The organism is Streptomyces sp. NRRL S-31, from assembly GCF_000718775.1.
Lineage (GTDB): Bacteria > Actinomycetota > Actinomycetes > Streptomycetales > Streptomycetaceae > Streptomyces.
This window is the reverse complement of record NZ_JOCB01000089.1, coordinates 17,742-36,213: the sequence shown is the minus strand read 5'-3', so window position 1 is coordinate 36,213 and position 18,472 is coordinate 17,742. Positions and strand designations below refer to the sequence as shown.

18 protein-coding genes are annotated in these 18,472 nt (G+C 75.7%); 8 read left to right on the top strand and 10 right to left on the bottom strand.

What is annotated here, in order from left to right; genetic code table 11:
* Nucleotides 1-90: 90 nt before the first annotated feature.
* Nucleotides 91-909 carry a trans-aconitate 2-methyltransferase gene (locus IF37_RS0129405; RefSeq protein WP_030749111.1) on the bottom strand — a complete coding sequence of 273 codons (819 nt, stop codon included), beginning with the start codon at nt 907-909 and terminating at the stop codon, nt 91-93.
* A gap of 177 nt (nt 910-1,086) precedes the next feature.
* On the opposite strand from IF37_RS0129405, the gene IF37_RS0129400 reads away from it, so the two are divergent.
* Nucleotides 1,087-1,587, top strand: a complete 501-nt coding sequence (locus IF37_RS0129400; protein WP_030749109.1) for a MarR family winged helix-turn-helix transcriptional regulator — start codon at nt 1,087-1,089, stop codon at nt 1,585-1,587.
* 280 nt (nt 1,588-1,867) lie between these two features.
* Here IF37_RS0129400 and IF37_RS0129395 read toward each other — a convergent pair whose 3' ends face one another.
* Nucleotides 1,868-3,016 (bottom strand): PP2C family protein-serine/threonine phosphatase, encoded by a 1,149-nt coding sequence (locus IF37_RS0129395; protein WP_079165935.1) that lies wholly within the window; start codon nt 3,014-3,016, stop codon nt 1,868-1,870.
* Nucleotides 3,017-3,164: 148 nt separating this feature from the next.
* Between IF37_RS0129395 and IF37_RS0129390 the strand changes: the two genes are divergently transcribed.
* The 3 genes from IF37_RS0129390 to IF37_RS0129380 all read left to right on the top strand — a co-directional run bounded on the left by IF37_RS0129390 (nt 3,165) and on the right by IF37_RS0129380 (nt 5,091).
* Nucleotides 3,165-3,650 carry a MarR family transcriptional regulator gene (locus tag IF37_RS0129390; RefSeq protein ID WP_253915885.1) on the top strand — a complete coding sequence of 162 codons (486 nt, stop codon included), beginning with the start codon at nt 3,165-3,167 and terminating at the stop codon, nt 3,648-3,650.
* Between the two features lie 459 nt (nt 3,651-4,109).
* On the top strand, nt 4,110-4,499 hold the full coding sequence (locus IF37_RS39845; protein WP_253915884.1) for an ATP-binding protein: 390 nt from the start codon (nt 4,110-4,112) through the stop codon (nt 4,497-4,499).
* Between the two features lie 109 nt (nt 4,500-4,608).
* On the top strand, nt 4,609-5,091 hold the full coding sequence (locus tag IF37_RS0129380; protein WP_030749093.1) for an ATP-binding protein: 483 nt from the start codon (nt 4,609-4,611) through the stop codon (nt 5,089-5,091).
* A gap of 78 nt (nt 5,092-5,169) precedes the next feature.
* Here the strand turns inward: IF37_RS0129380 and IF37_RS0129375 are convergent, their stop codons facing one another.
* The 4 genes from IF37_RS0129375 to IF37_RS0129360 form a co-directional block, all read right to left on the bottom strand.
* Nucleotides 5,170-5,529, bottom strand: coding sequence for an STAS domain-containing protein (locus IF37_RS0129375; protein WP_253915883.1), 360 nt, complete (start codon nt 5,527-5,529; stop codon nt 5,170-5,172).
* 174 nt (nt 5,530-5,703) lie between these two features.
* Nucleotides 5,704-6,051 carry an STAS domain-containing protein gene (locus IF37_RS0129370; protein WP_173457025.1) on the bottom strand — a complete coding sequence of 116 codons (348 nt, stop codon included), beginning with the start codon at nt 6,049-6,051 and terminating at the stop codon, nt 5,704-5,706.
* On the bottom strand, nt 6,048-7,145 hold the full coding sequence (locus IF37_RS0129365; RefSeq protein ID WP_030749088.1) for a B12-binding domain-containing protein: 1,098 nt from the start codon (nt 7,143-7,145) through the stop codon (nt 6,048-6,050). The genes IF37_RS0129370 and IF37_RS0129365 overlap by 4 nt, the downstream gene beginning before the upstream one ends.
* Nucleotides 7,142-8,737, bottom strand: coding sequence for a PP2C family protein-serine/threonine phosphatase (locus IF37_RS0129360; protein WP_030749086.1), 1,596 nt, complete (start codon nt 8,735-8,737; stop codon nt 7,142-7,144). The genes IF37_RS0129365 and IF37_RS0129360 overlap by 4 nt, the downstream gene beginning before the upstream one ends.
* A gap of 329 nt (nt 8,738-9,066) precedes the next feature.
* On the opposite strand from IF37_RS0129360, the gene rpmG reads away from it, so the two are divergent.
* On the top strand, nt 9,067-9,231 hold the full coding sequence (gene rpmG / locus IF37_RS0129355; RefSeq protein ID WP_030749084.1) for a 50S ribosomal protein L33: 165 nt from the start codon (nt 9,067-9,069) through the stop codon (nt 9,229-9,231).
* 73 nt (nt 9,232-9,304) lie between these two features.
* Here the strand turns inward: rpmG and IF37_RS0129350 are convergent, their stop codons facing one another.
* From IF37_RS0129350 to IF37_RS0129335, 4 genes are read right to left on the bottom strand one after another with little or no spacing between them, the layout of a single operon-like run.
* Entirely contained in the window at nt 9,305-10,330 is a 1,026-nt protein-coding gene (locus tag IF37_RS0129350; RefSeq protein WP_030749081.1) for a DUF5914 domain-containing protein, read from the bottom strand.
* Nucleotides 10,327-11,394 (bottom strand): phytoene/squalene synthase family protein, encoded by a 1,068-nt coding sequence (locus tag IF37_RS0129345; protein WP_052845435.1) that lies wholly within the window; start codon nt 11,392-11,394, stop codon nt 10,327-10,329. Before IF37_RS0129345 ends, IF37_RS0129350 begins: the two co-directional genes overlap by 4 nt.
* Nucleotides 11,394-12,932, bottom strand: coding sequence for a phytoene desaturase family protein (gene crtI, locus IF37_RS0129340; RefSeq protein ID WP_030749075.1), 1,539 nt, complete (start codon nt 12,930-12,932; stop codon nt 11,394-11,396). The genes IF37_RS0129345 and crtI overlap by 1 nt, the downstream gene beginning before the upstream one ends.
* Entirely contained in the window at nt 12,929-14,131 is a 1,203-nt protein-coding gene (locus IF37_RS0129335; RefSeq protein WP_367647130.1) for a polyprenyl synthetase family protein, read from the bottom strand. The genes crtI and IF37_RS0129335 overlap by 4 nt, the downstream gene beginning before the upstream one ends.
* A gap of 353 nt (nt 14,132-14,484) precedes the next feature.
* On the opposite strand from IF37_RS0129335, the gene IF37_RS0129330 reads away from it, so the two are divergent.
* Genes IF37_RS0129330 through IF37_RS0129320 form a run of 3 tightly spaced genes read left to right on the top strand, consistent with a single transcriptional unit; the run spans nt 14,485 to nt 17,984 of the window.
* Entirely contained in the window at nt 14,485-15,672 is a 1,188-nt protein-coding gene (locus IF37_RS0129330) for a lycopene cyclase family protein (protein ID WP_030749069.1), read from the top strand.
* A 36-nt stretch (nt 15,673-15,708) separates the two neighbouring features.
* Nucleotides 15,709-16,428, top strand: coding sequence for a class I SAM-dependent methyltransferase (locus IF37_RS0129325; protein ID WP_030749066.1), 720 nt, complete (start codon nt 15,709-15,711; stop codon nt 16,426-16,428).
* Nucleotides 16,425-17,984, top strand: a complete 1,560-nt coding sequence (locus tag IF37_RS0129320) for an FAD-dependent oxidoreductase (protein WP_079165934.1) — start codon at nt 16,425-16,427, stop codon at nt 17,982-17,984. Before IF37_RS0129325 ends, IF37_RS0129320 begins: the two co-directional genes overlap by 4 nt.
* Nucleotides 17,985-18,472: the final 488 nt, after the last annotated feature.

Here is an 18,472-nt window from a genome sequence, read left to right as displayed (position 1 = left end):
CCCCGCCCCGCCGTACGGCTCGCCGCCGGGGCCCCGCCGCCCGACCGCCCCGGTTGCCGCGCCGGGCGGGCGGTGCCGCCCCGTCGGCTCTCAGCTCCGCCGGCCCCAGGCCAGCACCATGCCCGGCCCCAGCTCGGCGAGGCCGGGGGAGGCCAGGTACGCCAGCGCCTCGTCGACGACCGCCGCGTCCACCAGGCCGGTCTCCTCCAGGGCCGGACGCATCCGGTGCCAGGTCTCGGCCCAGAACCGGGCCAGCGGGCCGCCGGCCACGAGCGGCGGGACGACGAGTTCCGCGGCGACGTCCCGCAACCCCTCCTCCCGCAGGAAGTGCGGGTACGCCGGGACGGAGGAGACATCGGTGCCGATCGTCGACCGCAGCGCCCGCCACATGGCGTCCATGGTGCGCCGGTAGGCGGAGGAGCCGTCGAGCGCGTCCGGCACCTCCAGGGCATCGCCCAGCACCAGCCGGCCGCCGGGGGCGAGCCACCCCGCGAGCCGGGTGATGAGCCGGCGCCGCTGGGGCAGGTGCATGAGGACGAACCGCGCGTGGATGAGATCGAAGCGGCCGGGCCGCAGCCCCTCGTCCGTGAGGTCGGCGGTGACGACGCGCAGCCGCGGACCCGCGAGGGCCTCCAGCGCCCCGGTGTCCCGGTCCAGCACGACGACCTCCGCGGCACCGGCCTCCTCCAGCAGCCACCGCGCCACCGTGCCGGTCCCCGCGCCCACGTCCAGGCAGCGGATGCCCGGCCCGGCGCCCAGGGCGCGCAGCCGGCGGGTGGTCACCGGGTCGTACACCAGCGCGGCGGCGTCGACGCGTTCGGCTTCCCGGGGTTCCCACGGCGCGAACAGATCCTCCCCGTAGTGACCGCCACCGGGGGCCGCCCCGTCCGCGGACGGCGAACCTGCCATGACCGCACCTCCTGCCCCAAGGCCGTGCCCCCGTACCCACGGTAGGGAACAGGACGGGCTCCCGCAGCGCGCCGTGGACACCGGCGCGCTTCTTGCTTGCGACTGGAGCGATCGGGTACCAGCCGGAGGTGAGAGGGGCACTGCTATGGCCCGGGATTTACTGAAAGAGATGTTTTCGTGACCCATCTCGGCGGCCCCGGTGACGACCGGGCGAGCGTGGGGAAGGACGTGGCGGCCGCCGCGCTGGAAATCGCCGACGCCGTGGAGAGCCTGACGGCCCTGTGGTCGTTGGCGCCCCAGGAGGTCGCGTTGCGGCTGTCGCTGCACCAGTTGCGGGCGTTGCGGGCGCTGGAGGCGACACCGGGGCTGAACCTCACGGCTCTGGCGGAGCGGCTGGACATCGGACTTCCCACGGCGAGCCGGCTGTGCGACCGGCTGGAGGCGGCCGGTCTGCTGGAACGCGCCTCGCACCCGCACAAGCGGCGTGAGGTGCGGCTCAACCTCACCAGACAGGCGCGGCACGTCCTCGGCGACATCGCCCTGCGCAGGGCGCGGGCGCTGGCGGCGGTGCTGGACGCCATGCGGCCGGGGGACCGGGCCGCCCTGATCCACGGCCTGCGCGCCTTCCTGGCCGTGCTGGGCGACGACCCGCCGGCCCGGGACCCCGACGCCGGGTGACGGGGCAGGGCGCGGTCACCGAGGACAGGGGCGGCTTTTCCGTGCGGCCCGCCGGGGCCTGTCAGGGCTCTCCGCGGGGAGGCGGGGGGCGGGACGCTCAACCCCGCCCGCGGCGCGGCGGCCGGACGTCCGCGATCCGCGTGTCGGCCGCATGCCCCCTGCCTCCGCGAAGGCCGTATGTCCCGCGATCCGCGTGCCGGCCGGCTGCCCGCGGCCGGCACGGCAGCCCCGCGCGGGCGCACCCGCCCGGCGGCGGCGACGCGGGCGTCCCGGGGTCTCGTCAGCGCCCGTGCCAGTCCAGGCACACCACCAGCGCGTCGTCGTCCGGGACGGACCGGCCGCGGTGGCCCGACAGCTCCCGCAGCAGCGCGCGCGGCACCTCGGCGGCGGGCAGCAGACGGGTGGACTGGATGGCCCGCGCGAGCGCGGCGTCCCCGTACGCCTCGCCCTTGGGGTCGGCGACGGCATACACCCCGTCGCTGACGAAGACCAGCCGGTCGCCGGGCTCCACCCGGAACTCCTGGGTCATGTAGTCGGTCTCCTCGAACATGCCGAGGGGCAACTGGGCCTCGAAGGTGACCCGTTCGACGCTCCCGCCGCGCAGCAGCAGCAGTTGCGGGGATCCGGCGTCCACCACCTTCACGCGTCCGGTGGCGAGCTCGAAGTCGAACATCAGCACGGAGAGGTAGGAGCGGCCCTGGTAGTGGGCGTAGACCGCCTGGTCGGCCAGGGCGGCCTGGTCCGCGAGGGAGAGGTCCGCCCGCCGGGCGTTGCGCAGCGCGTTGATGGCCAGACTGGTCAGCAGGGCGGCCTCTATGCCCTCGCCCATGCCGTTGGTGACGTACAGCATGAGGCGGTCAGCGGTCGCGGACCAGTCGAAGTTGTCGCCGAAGATGGCGTAGGCGGGTTCGAGCTGGGCGCCCAGTTCGTACTCCGGACGGGTGCACGAGCAGCCGGGCAGCAGCTGCCACTGCATCTCGGCGGCGAGCGTGAGCCGCTCCTTGCGGCGGGCCTGGAGATAGAGGTCGGTGTCCCGCTCGGCGACGACCACCTCATGGCCGAGCACCTGGGCGATGTCGGCCAGCTCGGCCAGCGGGCTCGCGGCCGGGTCGCCGTCCGGCAGGGTCACCGACAGCACACCGATCCGGTCGCCGCGCACGCTCACGGGCAGATGCACGCGGACCAGCCCGTCCCGGTCCGGCTCCACGAACGGCTCCTGCGCGCCGAAGGCGCGGCCGGCCGCGCTGCCGTGCAGCGGCAGCGGCTCCGGCGAGTGCGGCAGCGCGGAGACCGGCTGGAGCACCGTCAGGCCGTAGTCGGCCATGAACAGCTCGGCTGACCGCGCCCCGTACTGCTCGGCGAGCACGCGGCGGACGGCGTCGAGCAACTCGTGCGGTGCCGCCGTACGCAGGGCGCGTTCAGCGGTCACAAATCTGTTCACGATGGAAAAAACACCAATCCTTGGTCTGATTCCGGTCGCATGGTGGCGCTCGATCCGTGCGCGCCGGTCCTGCGGGGCATCTTTCGTCGGCTCGCTTCCCTAGTAGGCTGGCAAACGTCCCAGAGCCTGCGAGAGTGTGACTGTGACTGCCTTCCGACATCTGCCACAGCCCGACGAGGTCGCCCGTGTGACCTCCACGGCCGGTGAGCTACTGGAAGTGCTCTGGGGTCGTGCGTCCACCGCGCCCGCTTCCGCGTCCCAATTGCGCGTGCTGCTCATCCTTGAGCACCACGAGGGCATCAACCTGCGTACCCTCGCCGATTCGCTCGCCTCCACCCCGCCGTCCACCAGCCGGCTGTGCGACCGGCTCCAGGCGGCCGGGTTCGTCGACCGCGTGGTGAGCCCCACCGACCGGCGCGAGGTACGGCTGTACCTCAGCAGCCGGGGGCGTGCCTTCCTCGACGACCTGCGGGCGCGCAGGGAGAGGGAGCTCCAGGAAGTCCTGACGCTGATGCCGGCCACCAAGCGGGCCGCGCTGCTGGAAGGGCTGGAGGCGTTCTGCGCCGCGGCGGCCACGCAGATACACGACGACGCGGAGGGTTCCGACAGCCGGACGGCCTGATGCGCGGGGCGCGGCGCCCCATCCGAGGCCGCCTTTCGGCGAGAGCGGCCGGAACACGCAGCGGACTGCGTCCACCGGAACATCACAGATCCTTCCCCATGTCCGTGCGACACGGTTACTTTGTTGTCTCACGACTATAGTTGTCAAACGGCAACTGCTTGCCCCGGTCATCGTGCCGGGCGTCCCGCAGCAGCCCTCTGGATCCGGATACCCCGAGAGCGCGGAATCCGCGCGGCGCCGTCCGGACCGGGCCCGGACGTCCCGGTGAGCACGGCCGCCACGTCCGTTTTATGCCCGCGCCGCCCTGGGCACACGAGGGGGGAAGACGGCACGGCCCACCCGGCACACCCTTGAGGCCCGCACGGCAGACCACCGGAGACGGGACCCGGACGGGGGACGTCAGTGCCGTCGCCGTACCGTCCCCACGCCATCGCCTACGCCATCGGAGGAATGCGAACCGTGCGGTCTTCCCCGGAGGGTGCGCAGCCGCCCGAGACCTGTCCGCGCACGGCTGAACGCGCACGGGATGTGGCGCGTTCCTTCCTGTCCCGGCTCAGGCCCCGCCGTCCCGACCAGGAACAGGCCGTGCTGCTCGTGGTGTCCGAGCTGGTGACCAACGCCATCCAGCACGCCGGCGGTGTCACCGGCTTCGCCCTGCGCGCGGAGGAGGGGCGGGTCACCGTCACGGTGGACGACGCGAGCCCCTCCCCGCCGTACCGGCGCCGCTCCCCGGTGTGGGCGCCGGGCGGATTCGGCTGGCCGATGGTCCTGGAACTGTCCGCGCAGGTGCGCGTCGAGCCGGGGACCCGGGGCAAGGCCGTCCGGGCCGTCCTTCCCCTGGCCCACTGAGGCGTCCGCCCGGTGCCGTCGCGCCGACGGCGGTGGAAACGCCGGACACACCGGGCATGTCCCGCCCGATGGCGGGTAAGCGTGGGCCATGAACGGGGGAACGCGCATTATGGAGCCGTTGACGTCGGGTACTGGTGGTGAGGGGGCCACGGGAGCCGAGTCGATCCAGGAGACTGTTCCACTGGACGGTCAGGGCCCGTGCATCGCCGAGGCACGCCGGCACGCGGCCGGTTTCCTCGCCCGGGTGCAGGGCGAGTTCGGGCTGCCGGTGTCGGCGCGGGCGCTGGACGTCACCCGGCTGGTGGTCAGCGAGCTGGTCACCAACGCCCGCAAGTACGCTCCGGGCCCGGTGCTGATGGAGCTGCGGATCGTCGGCGGCCTGGTCGAGGTGGCGGTCTGGGACAGCGAACCGGTGCTGCCGGTGGCGCGGGCCGCCGATCCGGGCCGGGTCGGGCAGCACGGACTGGAGATCGTGATGGCGGTCGTCCAGGGGTTCGAGGTGCGGCGGGAGCCGGTCGGCAAGCGCGTCACCGCCCGTATCGCCCTCACCGACGACCCGGACGGAAGCCTCACCGGCCGTACCCCCGTGTAGCCCGCGTGGCCGTCGGCAGTGGATGACCGACAGGCGGTGCGCCGGGCCGACCCGCGCGCACGCGCCCCGCTCCCCGCCTCAGGCGTCGCCCGCGCGCATGGCCCTGGCGCGGGAATCGGTGATGGTGAAGTGCTCCTTGGTGCCCGTCAGGGAGAAGAGCCGTTCGACCGTCGAGTGGAAGGGGCCGAGCAGGATCAGTTCGCGGCCGGTGGCCCGGTGCCGGCGCCAGGCGTCGAGCAGCGCGTTGAGCAGTCCGCTGTCGGCGAACGTGACCCGGGAGAGGTCCACCACGGTCGCCGGGCGTCCGGAGTCGTCCGCCTCCGCCCAGGCGGCCTGCAACAGATCGTTCTCCTCGTAGTCGACCTCGCCGCGCACCGCGATCTCGAAGACTCGGTCGTGGCAGGTCACCTTCACGGTGGCCCTGCTTTCCCACTGCATTCCGTCGTCCCCGTGCCGTTGGTCCATGGCCGCGCGGCGCCGTGCCGCCTCGCCTCGCGCGGTTCTCCTACCCCGTCCGGGCGAAAAGTTGCCTCCGGACAAGTATCCGTGACACCGGGTGCCGGTGTCACGGGCCGGAGGGAACGCCGGCCGCCCGCCCGGCCCGGCCCTGGCTCAGGATGCGTGCGCCGGGCGGGCGGTGAGGTGGTCGAGGGTGCCGGTCTGCCGCAGCAGGCGTTCCAGCGGGGCCGGACGGTTGTCCAGGTACAGGACGCAGCCCGCGGCGCCGGTCCGGCGGTGGACCATCAGCAGGGCCGAGAGCCCCCCGGAGTCGATGCGGGACAGCTCGGCGAAGTCGAGGCGCACGCCCCGTACCCCTGGGTGCAGGGCCAGGAGCTCGGTGACCGTGTCGACCAGGTGGTCGCCGGTGTCGGGATCGAGGTCACCGGCGACGCCGACGGTCAGTTCGCGGGCTACCCGTGCGACGGTGAGGCGCAGGGCGGGTGGAGGCAGGTGGGTCATGCTGTGGGGCGGGCTCCGGGGACGGGGGGAAGGGGGCGCCCGGCGAGCGCGGCGGTGCCGTCGCCGATGAGGCGCAGGGCGCGGGGGAAGTCGAGCAGGTTCTCGCCGAGCACCGCGAGCGCGGCCACCAGCGAGTGGGCCGGCACCCGCCGCGCCTGAAGGACGTCGGCGGTCCAGCACAGGAACGTGGTGAACAGCGCCGTGTCGTCGACGTACAGGGCGGTGGCCAGGGAGTCGACCATGTGGGCGAGGTCCTCGGCGGTCCGCTCGCGCTGCGCGTCGGTGTAGGCGCGCAGCGCGGGGAACCGTTCCTCCAGGCTGGTCAGCGTCTGCCGGACGAGCCGGCCGCGGGCCCGGGCGACGTAGGTGTACTCCTGGTCGGACAGGTGCGGCAGGTCGTCCAGGACCTGCCGGGCCGCCGTCGGATCGGGCGGTGCCGGCGCGCGGTCCAGTACGGCCGCCGCGGCCCGGGCGTCCGGCGCCCAGTGGTCGGCCCCCAGCGCGCGGGCGTAGCGGCCGTCCGGCCCGAAGGCCCGGCCGCCCGCGAGGACCGGGACGCCGACCGCCTGGCAGGCGGTGACGGCGGCGTGCGCGGCGGACAGGCGCGTGGGGATCGACCCGGACAGCAGGACCGCCTCGGCACTGGTGCTGTGCAGGTGGGACACCAGGTGCGGGGTGGGGGTCCGGGCGCCGAGGTAGTCCACCCGCCAGCCCCGCAGCCGCAGCACCTCCGCGACCAGCCGCGCCGGCATGGCGTGCCACTCCCCGTCCACGCAGCCGACCGTGACGCGGCCCCGGGGCGGCCGTTCGTCCCGGCCGGCCGGGGACCGGTCGTGCACCAGGGCGGTGACGACACGTTCGTTGACGGCGGTGGCGGCGCGTTCCTGCGCCACGGTCAGCCGGTCGGCGGCCCACTCCGTGCCGACCCTCGCCTGCACCGCGGCGATCACGTCGAGCAGCAGCGTCTCCTCGTCCGTCCCGTCGGCCCGCGCCCGGCGGACGACGCCGACGGCCGTGTACTCGTCGCCGTCCGCCACCGCCCGCCACAACTCGTCCACCAGGGCGTCGGTGCCGACCGCCCAGGGAGCGCTCACCCGTTCCTCCCGTACGTCGTGCCGGCGGCCCGGCGCCGGCCGCCGCCGCCCACCACCGTCAGATCCGTGGTGCGCGGCGCGCTGATGGCGACGGTGGCGACGTCGTCGTGGCTGCCCGCGCCCACCCACCCGGCGGTCAGCATCTGGATCCGCTCGACGACCGCCTCGGCAGGCAGGCCCGCGCACTCGGCCAGGGCCCGCTTGAGCCGCTGCTCGCCGAAGAGCTCGTCACCCAGCGGTCCGCCGCGGGCCTCGGTGACGCCGTCGGTGTAGAGCAGGCAGGTCTCCCCGGGCCGCAGCGTCACCCGGTCGGTGTTCGCGCCGACCTTCGGCAGGGCACCGATGAGCGAGCCGCGGGTGCCGCTCTCCTCCACGGTGCCGTCGTTGCGGACGATCAGCGGGGCGAGGTGGCCCGCGCTGGTCAGGCGCAGCTCCACCCTGCTGCCGCGACGGCGCACGGAGGCCAGGACGAGGGTGGCGAACCGGGTGTGGTGGGAGGAGAGCAACGCGCTGTTGAGCAGGGTCAGCGTGCGGGCGTGGTCGTCGGCGAGCGGCAGCAGCGCGTGCAGCGTGTTGCGGATCTTGCCGGTCAGCACCGCCGCGTCCAGTCCCTTGCCGGCCACGTCCCCGAGTACCACCAGCGTCTCCTCGGCGGGACCGGCGCCGGGGTGGACGTCGTAGAAGTCGCCGCCGATCCGCTCGTTGTCCCCGGCCGGGCGGTAGGCCCCCGCGTACTCCACCCCGTGCACGCTCTCCAGGCGCGGCGGCAGCAGTTCCCGCATCAGCGTGGCGGTGATGGACGCCTGCTCGGTGTAGAGCCGGGCGGCCGACAGGGCGGCTCCGGCCCGGGCGGCGAAGAGCCGGGCGAACAGCTCCTCCTCGTCGCTGAACGCCTGCTCCCGGCTGGAGCGCAGCAGGATGAGCGCGCCCGCGGGCACCCCGTGTCCGGGCAGCGGGGCGACGATCACGGAGCCCACCGGCCCGGCGAACTCCGCCGGGCGCACCCAGCCGGGCAGCTCGGCCGGGTTGATCCAGCGTGCCGGTACCGGCGGGAACCCCTGGAGCGCCTCGGCCAGACCCGGTACGGCGCGCACGTCGACCGGCGCGGTGACCCGGGTCACCGGCCCGCCGCGGTGCGCGTAGGTCAGCTGGTGGTGACGGCCCTGCGGCGGCGCGATGAGCAGGGCCGCCTCGGCGAGGTGATCGGTGGCCATGCGCGCCGTGGCCTCCATGCACCGGGCCAGGTTCAGCGTGGACAGCAACTGGCCGGAGACGTCGGCCAGGAGCGCGGACCGCTGCCGGGCGCCGGCCAGGGCGGCCTCCGCCAGCCGCCGGTCGGTGTCGTCGACGAGCCACCACACCACGTCGCCGTCGTCCGCCGGGGTCGGGTGGGCCTCGAAGAAGCGGTCCGCGACGGTGCCTGCGGCCCGTCCCGTGCCGTCGGCCACGCCGTCGGAGAATCTGCCGTGGGCCTCGACCAGCCAGGACGGCACGGTGTCGCGCAACCGGTCGCCCGGGGCGGCGTCCGACCACAGCAGCCGCGCGGCCGCGTTGAGTTCGACGACGGCGCTGTCCCGGTCCGCGACGATCACCGGGTAGGGGGCATGGGCCCACGCCGCGCCGACGCTGACCGCGGCACTGCGCGGATCTACGGGTGAGCCGCTGGAATGGAACACACGCGGGGACGCGCCTCGGACGCGCCCCACCACCTCTCTGCGACGACAACAGATGTCTTCCGACAACAGTTCCGCATGGAGGCGTACGACGCAAGCCGGTCCCGGGGGATGTGGGCCGTCCGGGGGGTCGGCGCCGAGGGGGACGGCCGGGGCGGGAATGTCCCGGGGCCCGCGGCGGTTGCAGCTCCTGTGACTGACATGCTCCGCTCAGGGCGGGCGGTGTCGGTCGAGGAAAGGAGCACCCCATGGCACGCAGCACCGTGCGTCCCGTCGTCCGGCTGAAGTCGACGGCCGGAACCGGCGTCACCTACGTCACGCGCAAGAACCGGCTGAACGATCCGGACCGGCTCGTCCTGCGCAAGTACGACCCGGTGGCCGGAGAGCACGTCCCCTTCCGCGAGGAGCGCTGACCCCGGCGCCGCCGGCACGCCGGGCGGGGCCGCGGCCCCGGCGGGACCTCGTCCCGCCGGGGCCGGCCGCTGCTCAGCCCGGGAAGCGTCCCGTGGCACGCAGCCGCCACCGGCGTTCCGCGTAGGCCAGGTCGTCCCGCCACAGGCGTGCCGCGGCCGTGCGCACCAGCGGCCGCAGCAGCGGCGCGGCCCGCCGGACGACGGCGAACCCCGGCCGGCCGGAGGCCGCCGTCACCGCCTCGGTCACGGCGGTCCGGGGCCGGCCCGCGTCGTCCGGCCCCAGCGGTGTCGCGTGGGTCTCGACGACGGAACCCTCGCCCTCCCCCTCCGTGATGCGCATGACGACCGTGCGCGGCCCCGGGGCGGTGAACACGGCACGGACCGGTACGACCAGCCGTCCGGCCACCTTGAAGGAGACGTCGACGGTGAAGGCGTCCTCACCATCGCGGTCCCCGCGCCCGGAGCCCTCGGGCGACCCGACCACCGTGAGGTCGACGAACGAGTACGGGTGGAACCACGCGCCGTGCCACGGGTCCAGACGGTTGGCCACCACGTCCTCGGGCTCGCAGACCCCCGTGCCGGTGTAGACGGCCGTCAGCGCGCGCGCCCGCTCGGGCCGCCGCGGGACGACCGGGGCCTCCAGCGGCGCCTCACCGCCCACCTCGTCCAGCCGCACCCACAGCAGCACGCCGTCGTCGTGCACCGGGTACGGCGCCCAGCCCGCGTACGGCACGCCGTCCAGGACGAGCCCGTGCCAGTGGCACACCAGGGTGCCGCAGCGGACGGGACTGTCCCGCAGCGGCGCCCCGAGATGGGGACAGACGCCGGGACCGCCCACCGCACGGCCGTCGGCGCCGCGCCACACCACCACCTCCCGGCCCGCCACCGTCCGGGCGACCGGGCGGTCGCCGCCCAGGCCGGACGAGGCGCCGACGACGTACCAGTTGCCGGACGGGCGGGCCTGGGCCCGCTTCAACGCCTGTGCGATCACCCCGGGCGCGGCGTCGCGCCAGGTGGGCCGCTGACGGTCCCAGGGCACCGGGTCCCGGCGCAGCGAGAGCGGCAGCCGGCGGCGCCGCCCGGGCGGAACGGGCCTCACGCGATCTCCCGCACGGCCGCAGCGCACGGTGTCACCACCGCTTCGCAGGACGAGTCGGGCGCCGGTCCGGACACGGGTCCGCACCCCGGGCCGGTCAGCGCGTCCGGTGCCGCCGGGCGCCGTACCGGCCGGCGGGCGCGCCACCGCGCGGCGACCACCCGCGCCACCCCGTCGGCGGCGACGGCCGCCCGGCGCCCGCGGGGGACCACCGCCCGCCGGTGCAGCACCGCGTAGCCACCCTCGGCGACCGCGTCCAGGATGCCGCCGTACAGGACGAACGCGGTGCGGACGCACGGGCGCGACACCGGGTCCAGCAGGGCGAGGCCGGGCAGCGCCTGCCGGTAGACGCCGCGCGTCAGCGCCTCGAACTCGCGCAGCGCCGCACCGATGCGCGGATCGGCCCGGCCGGTGTCCCGGCTCCACCGCAGCAGCTCCCGGTCGACGCCATGGCCCGCCAGCAGGTCGGCGGGCAGGTACACGCGCCCGCGGTCCAGGTCCTCGCCCACGTCCCGGAGGAAGTTGCTGAGCTGGAAGGCGACCCCCAGCGCCGCCGCGTACGGTGCCGCCTCCCGGCGTGGCACCACCGTGCCCAGGACGGGCAGCATCTGCAATCCGATCACCGCCGCCGAGCCGTGCATGTAGCCGCGCAGGTCGGCGTAGGTGGCGTAGTCGGTCACGGTGAGATCGGCGGTCATCGCGGACATGAAGTCACGGAACAGCGCGTGCTCGATGCCGTACCGGCGCGCGGTGTCGGCGAGCGCCCGCACCACTGGCTCCTCGCCGCGCCCGTCCCGCAGCCCCTCCTCCAGGCTCCGCCCCAGCTCCGCCAGGGCCGCCGCGCGCCGCCCGGTGTCCGCGCCGGCACCGAGGCGGTCCACGATGTCGTCGGCCCAGCGGGCGAAGCCGTACAGGGCGTGCACGGCGGGCCGGCGCTCGACCGGCAGCAGCCGGGTGGCGAGGAAGTACGTCCTGCCGTGCCGTGCGTTGAGGGCGCGGCAGTGCCGGTACGCGGCGCGCAGCACCGGGTCGCCGATCCCGGCCGCGTCCAGTTCACGGTCGGTCATCAGGAGGTCTCCTTCGCGGGGGCCGGCGAGGTGCGCGAGCGGGCGGACGCGGGACGGGGCGGACCGGTGATCCGCAGGGCGGCGAGTTTGCCGGACAGCAGCACGGTCGGTACGCCGACGCCCGGTGTGGTCCCGCAGCCGGCCAGGACGGCGTTCTCCGTGCCCCGCACCAGGTTGCGCGGCCGGAACGGCCCGGTCTGCGCGAAGGTGTGGGCGGCAGAGAAGGGCGTGCCCGCCGCATGGCCCTCGGCCTGCCAGGTCGCCGGGGTGACGAGCGACTCCTCCTCGACGGCGGCCTCGATCCCCGCCAGACCGCGCCGCTCCAGCTCCCGCAGCAGCGCCCGCCGGTAGCGGGGACCGAGTTCGCCCCACGCCGCGGCGTCCGGCCCGATGTCGGTGTTGGGGCAGGGCGCGAGGATGTAGTGCAGCTGGCGGCCCGGCGGGGCCAGCGAGGGATCCGTGGCGGTGGGCCGGGTGATCAGCAGGGAGGGGTCGGTCATCAGCCGTCCGGTGCGGGTGAGTTCGGCGAACGTGGAGTGCCAGGCCGCGCCGAAGGAGATGGTGTGGTGCGCCAGCTGCGGCCAGGTCCGGTCCGTTCCGGCGTGCAGCACCACGGCGGACGGCGAGTGCCGCAGCCGCAGCGGACGCCGGGGCCGGCGGCCCAGCAGCCGGTAGGCGACCGGCAGGTCCGGGGTGAGCACGACGGCGTCGCAGGGCACGCGGTCCCGGTCCGTGACGACGGCGGTGATCCGGCCGCCCGAGCGTTCCAGCCGGACGACCTCCTCCCCGTGGCGCAGCTCGGCTCCCGCGTCGGCGGCGGCGTCCGCCATGGCACGCGGCAGGGCGTGCATGCCGCCCCGGGGGAAGTACACCCCGGCGACGGTGTCCATGTAGGCGATGACCGCGTACGCGGCCAGGGCGCGCGCCGGCGGCACCCCCGCGTACAGCGACTGGAAGGTGAACACCCGGCGCAGCCGTTCGTCCTTCAGGAAGTGCCCGATCCGCGCGTCCAGCCGGCCGAACCCGCCGAGCGCGGCCAGCCGGGCGAGGTCGGCGTTGAGCAGGTTCAGCGGCGAGTCGAAGTTGGCGTCGATGAAACGGCGCATCTGCGCCCGGTGGAGCCTCTCCAGCCAGGCGCGCAGCCGCCGGTAACCGGCCGCCTCACCGGGCCCGGCGAAGCGTTCCACCTCCGCCGTCATCGCGTCGGCGTCGGTGTGCACGTCGAGCGTGCCGCCGTCCGCGAAACACGCCCGGTAGGCGGGGTGCAGCGGGACCAGTTCGACCCGGCGGCGCAGGCTGTCGCCGACCGCCGCGAAGGCCTCGTCGGCGAGGTGGGGCATGGTCAGCACGGTGGGGCCGGTGTCGACCCGGTAGCCGCCCAGACGGAGCAGCCCGGCCCGGCCGCCGGGCAGCGCGCCCCGCTCCACGACGGTCACACGGCGTCCGGCGCCGAGCAGGTGCAGAGCGGCCGACAGTCCGGCGAGACCGGCTCCCACCACCACGACGTGGTCGGTACGCCCGGGCAGGGTGCGCCTCACCGCCCGGTCTCCCGCGCGCCGGAGGCGGCCAGTGACCCGGCCGGGTCCGGTCCGGGGCGCGGAGCGCCGTCGCCGTCCCCCGCCGCCCCGCCGGCCGTGCGGGTGAGCAGCTCGCGCAGCCGGCCCCCCGCCCCGTGCTCGGGCAGGACACCGTCGAGCCGGTACAGCCCCTGCCCCACCAGCCGGCTGATCCTGCTCTCGACCGCCTCCCGGGCACCGGTCCCGGTCAGCACCTCCCTGACCCGGTCCAGATCCGCGTCGGTCAGCCGGGGATCGCCGAGCGAGCGGTCCAGGACGGCCAGCGCCCGGTGATCGTCCATCGCCGCGGCCCGGCGCCGCGCCAGGGCGACGAGACAGGTCGGCTTGCCCTCGCGGATGTCACCGCCGCGGGGCTTGCCGGTCCGCCGGGGCGCGCCGAAGACGTCGTCCAGGTCGTCGCGGAGCTGGAAGGCCATGCCCATGCGGATGCCGGCCGCGCACAGCGCGCGCGTCGTGGCGTCATCCGCGCCCGCCAGGGCGGCGCCCAGCGCGAGGGGCCGCTCCACGGAGTACCTGCCGCTCTTGAGACAGGCCGTGCGCAGCGCCCGGGACAGGGTGTACGCGCCCGTCAGCTGGCCCTGCACGTCCAGGTACTGACCGGCCACCATCTCCGTGCGCGTGTCGCTCCACAGCCGGCGGACCACCCCCGCGGTCACCGGCGCCAGGGGAGTGCCGGCCACCATGTCGTCCGACCAGGCCAGCGCCAGATCGCCGGCCAGCAGCCCGCCCGCCTCCGCGAAGCGGGCGACGCGCTCGGGGGAGGCCGCGCCCGCGTACTCGGCGCGCAACTGGGCGTGGAGCGCGGGACGGCCGCGTCGCAGCGCCGAGCCGTCCATCACGTCGTCGTGCACCAGGGCGCAGGTCTGCAACAGTTCCAGCGCGGCCCCGATCCGCAGGCCGGCGGCGACCGGCACCTCGTCGGTCCCCGCGCAGGCCCGCAGCGTCCACCACAGCAACTGCGAGCGGGTGCGCTTGCCCCCGGACCGGGTGAACCGGGACACCCGCCCGGCCAGTTCCCCGGCGAACCGGGCGTCCATGGCGCGGGCCCGCGCGACACGCTCGGCCAGCACATGGTCGAGGACCCGGCCGACGGCGGCGGGCACGTCCGCGTCGACCGCCCGCACGTCGTCGAGACCGGCCGGGACTCCGTCCCCGGCCACGCCGGCCACCTCCTCTGGACACACCCGGACGGCGCCGCCCGACGGCGGTACCGGGCGCGGGCCGGGGGGCGGCGATACCGCGTGGGGTTCCTTCGGCTGCGTGGGGCGCATCCGGTTCCTCTCGTCTGATCACAGAGCGGTTCGTCATCACGTCTTCGGCGCGCGCGCCGGGCGTGGATGCGCTGACGGCCGAAGCGCGACGGGCCGTCTGTGACGGTGTCTTCCACATCTCTCACCCGACATGACGGATGCGTGTCGCATTCGAGTGACCCGCATCCGTTCGGGCACACGGGCGGGAATACGCGGACAGTGCGCGCTGCGCACACGGACGCGCAGCACGGAAGGGAGCCCTCGTGTTCGAGGCGGAGGTGGCCGTCGTGGGCGGGGGAGCCGCCGGCCTGTCCCTGGCCCACCGGCTGGCCGGGCACAGACCCGGGCTGCGCACGCCCACCGTCGTCCTGCTGGAGGCGCCGCCCGGCCCGCTGCGCCCGCCGCGCCGCACCTGGTGCTACTGGGAGGCGGGCCCCGGACGCTTCGACGCGGCGCTGACCGCCCGCTGGCGCCGCGTGCAGGTGCGCCCGCCCCACGGCCACCCGGTCGAGGGCGACCTCGCCCCGCTGCGCTACAAGATGATCCGCTCCGACGACTTCGAGGCCCTCGTCGGCCCGGACCTGGCGCGCAGCCCCAACGTGCGGCGCGTCCAGGCCACCGTCGAGACGGTGGAGGACGTCGAGGGCGGCGCCCGCGTCCGGCTGCGCGCCCCCGACGGCCGGACGGACGTGCTCACGGCCCGCTGGGTGTTCGACTCCCGGCCCCTCGGCAGCCTGCCCGCCGCCCGCACCACCCTGCTCCAGCACTTCCACGGCTGGTTCGTGCGCACCGCCCGCCCGGCCTTCGACCCGGACACCGTCGAACTCATGGACTTCCGCACCCCGCAGCCCGCCGACGGGCTGTCGTTCGGCTACGTCCTGCCCACCGGAGCGTGCGAGGCGCTCGTCGAGTACACGGAGTTCTCGCCCCGGCCGCTCACCGACAGCGGCTACACCGAGGCCGTACGGCACTACGCCCGGGACGTGCTGGGCCTGACCGGCACCCGCGTCCTCGCCACCGAGACCGGCGTCATCCCGATGACGGACGCCCCGATGCCCCGCCAGGTGGGCGCCTCGGTGTTCCGCATCGGCGCCGTGGGCGGCGCCACCCGGCCCGCCACCGGCTACACGTTCGCCGGCCTGCAACGCCAGACCCGCGCGGTCGCCGCGGCCCTGCGCCAAGGACACCGGCCGGTGCCGCCCCCCGCCCACTCCGCCCGCTCCCGCGCCATGGACGCCGTCCTGCTGCGCGCCCTGGCCAGCGGCCGGGTGGACGGCCCCGCGCTGTTCTGCCGGCTGTTCGCCCGGGTCCCCACCCCCCGGCTGCTGCGCTTCCTCGACGGAGGCACCCGGCTGCGCGAGGACCTCGCCGTGGGCCTGCGCACACCGATCGGCCCGATGCTCCGCTCGGCGCTCGAACTGCCGGGCCTGCCCCGCCGCCCGTCCGACTGACCGCCCCCGCCCCGACCCGCCGTCCCTGGAGACCGTATGACCCTGCTGCGCGACGAGGACCTCTCCACCGCGTTCGACCACGCGGCCCGCAGCTACGACGCGCTGGTCGCCGCCAACCCCGGCTACCACGCACAGCTCCGGCGCTCGGTGCGCCGCCTCGGCCTGCCCGGACACGGGGCGGGCCTGCGCCTGCTGGACCTGGGCTGCGGCACCGGCGCCTCGACGGCCGCGCTCCGTGCCGTGCTGCCCGCCGCGCACATCACCGCCGTCGACGCCTCCGCCGGCATGCTGCGCCGGGCCGCCGCAAAACCCTGGGCGAGCGGGGTGACCTTCGTCCGGGCACCGGCCGAACGCCTCGCCGACGCCGGGGTGACGGGGCCGTTCGACGCGGTCTTCGCCGCCTACCTGCTGCGCAACGTGGCCGATCCCGACGGCGTCCTGACCGCCGCGCGCGACCTGCTGGCGGTCGGCGGCCGGCTCGGCGTGCACGAATACACCCTCAGCGGGCGCCGCGCCGACCGGACGGTGTGGACGCTGGTCTGCCGGGGCCTGCTGCGGCCGGTGGCGTCCGTCCTCGGCGACGGCGCGCTGTACCGCCACCTCTGGCACAGCGTCACGCGGTTCGACACCGCCGACCGCTTCGCCGCCCGGATCCGGGCGGCCGGGTTCGACCACGTACGGACCCTGCCCCTGCCGGGCTGGCAGACGGGCATCGCCCACACCTTCGTCGCCCGGCGGCCGGAGGCCGCGCGATGAGCGGGACGGGGCGCCGGGCGGACCACGCCCGCCGGGGCCGGGACCGGCGGGCCCGGCTGCTCCCGGCACCGCCCGGGAGGCGGCGCGTCGGAGACGACCGCCCCACGACCGCCGTCATCGGCGGCGGCATCGCCGGCCTCGCCGCCGCCACGGCGCTCGCCGAACGCGGGGTGGCCGTCACGCTGTACGAGCGGCAGCCGTACCTCGGCGGACGCGCCGGGGGCTGGCCGACCGAGCTGCGGGACGGCACGCGGGTGACCATGAGCCGTGGCTTCCACGCCTTCTTCCGCCAGTACTACAACCTGCGCGGACTGCTCCGCCGTACCGACCCCGGACTGCGGCGCCTGACCGGCCTGCCCGACTACCCGCTGCTGCACGCCGACGGGACCCGGGACGGCTTCCGCCACGTCCCGCGCACCCCGCCGTGGAGCGCGCTCGGCTTCGCGGCCCTCAGCCCCTCCTTCACCCCGCGGGAGATGCGCGCGATGCGCCCCGCCGCGGCCCTGCCGCTGCTCGACGTCCGCGTTCCCGGGATCTACGACCGGCTCGACCACGTCAGCGCCCATGACTTCCTGGACGCCGTCAACTTCCCCGGGCGGGCCCGGCACCTCGCGTTCGAGGTGTTCTCCCGCAGCTTCTTCGCCGACCCCCGGCAGCTCTCGGCGGCCGAGATGGCGCTCATGTTCCACATCTACTTCCTCGGCTCCGCCGAAGGGCTGCTGTTCGACGTGCCCCGCGCACCCTTCCCGGCCGCCCTGTGGGACCCGCTGGCCGGATACCTGCGGCGGCACGGCGCCGAGGTGCGCACCGGCACCGCCGTCGAAGGCGTCACCCCCACCGGGGCGGGCGGCCACTCGGTCGCCACCGACCGGGACGAACGGCACTACGACAGCGTGGTCCTCGCCCTGGACACCGCCGGACTGCGCCGCGTCGTCGCCCGCTCGGAGCGACTGGGCGACGCCCCGTGGCGGGAGCGGATCGCCCGCCTGCGCACCGCCCCCGCCTTCCTGGTCACCCGGCTGTGGCTGGACCGGCCCATGGCGCCCGGCCGGCCGGGATTCCTCGGCACCGGCGGGTTCGCGACCCTGGACAACGTCAGCGTGCCGGACCGCTGGGAGGACGAGGCCGCCCGCTGGGCCGCGGGCACCGGTGGCTCCGTGGTGGAACTGCACGCCTACGCCGTACCGGCGCACGCCGCCCGGGACGTCGAGGAGAAGCGCCTGGTCGAGCAGTTGCGGACCGTCTACCCCGAGTCCCGGGGGGCCGCGATCGTCGACGTACGCCACGAGTGGCGCGAGGACTGCCCGCTCTTCCCGGTGGGCGGCTACCGCGACCGGCCGGCCGTCCGCACCCCCGACCCGTCGCTCGTGGTCGCCGGGGACCTGGTCCGCACCGGCCTGCCGGTGGCCCTGATGGAACGGGCCGCGACCTCCGGCTTCCTGGCCGCCAACGCCCTGCTCGAACGGTGGGGGGTCCAGGGGGTCCCCCTGTGGACGGTGCCGCACCGCGGCCGTAGCGCCCTGCTGCGGGCCCTGGCCGGATGCCGACCGGGATGACCCCCCGGTCCCGGAGACCGGGCCTTGCGGTTCCGGCCCCCCACCTGGTGGGGGGCTCGGTGCGCTTGCGCCGGTCCGGTCCGGTCCGGGACCACCGCCCGGCGGTCGGCCGAGCCGGGGCCGACCCGTGTTCCTTAGGGACCGGGCCCCCACGGCGGTTCAGGTGATCCCGCCCCCGTCCGCACGCCCGACCCCGCTCACCCGCCCGACCGCCGGGCGGGATTAGCCCACCCGCGCCGGGTGGGGTCTGGACACCCGCGCCGGGTGGGGGCCCGGGACCCCGTGCCGGTCCGAGTGATCCATGCCGTGCCGGAATCCGGCCTCCTGGCGGTGCCGGAACCCCGTCCCCGGCCGTGCTGGCACTCGGTTTCCCGGCGGTGCCGGCACCCCTCCCTAGGCCGTGCTGGCACTCGGCCTCTCGGCCGTGCCGGAACCCCGCCTCCGGCGGTACTAGAACCTGGCCCGCCGGCCGTGCCGGAAGCCGGCCT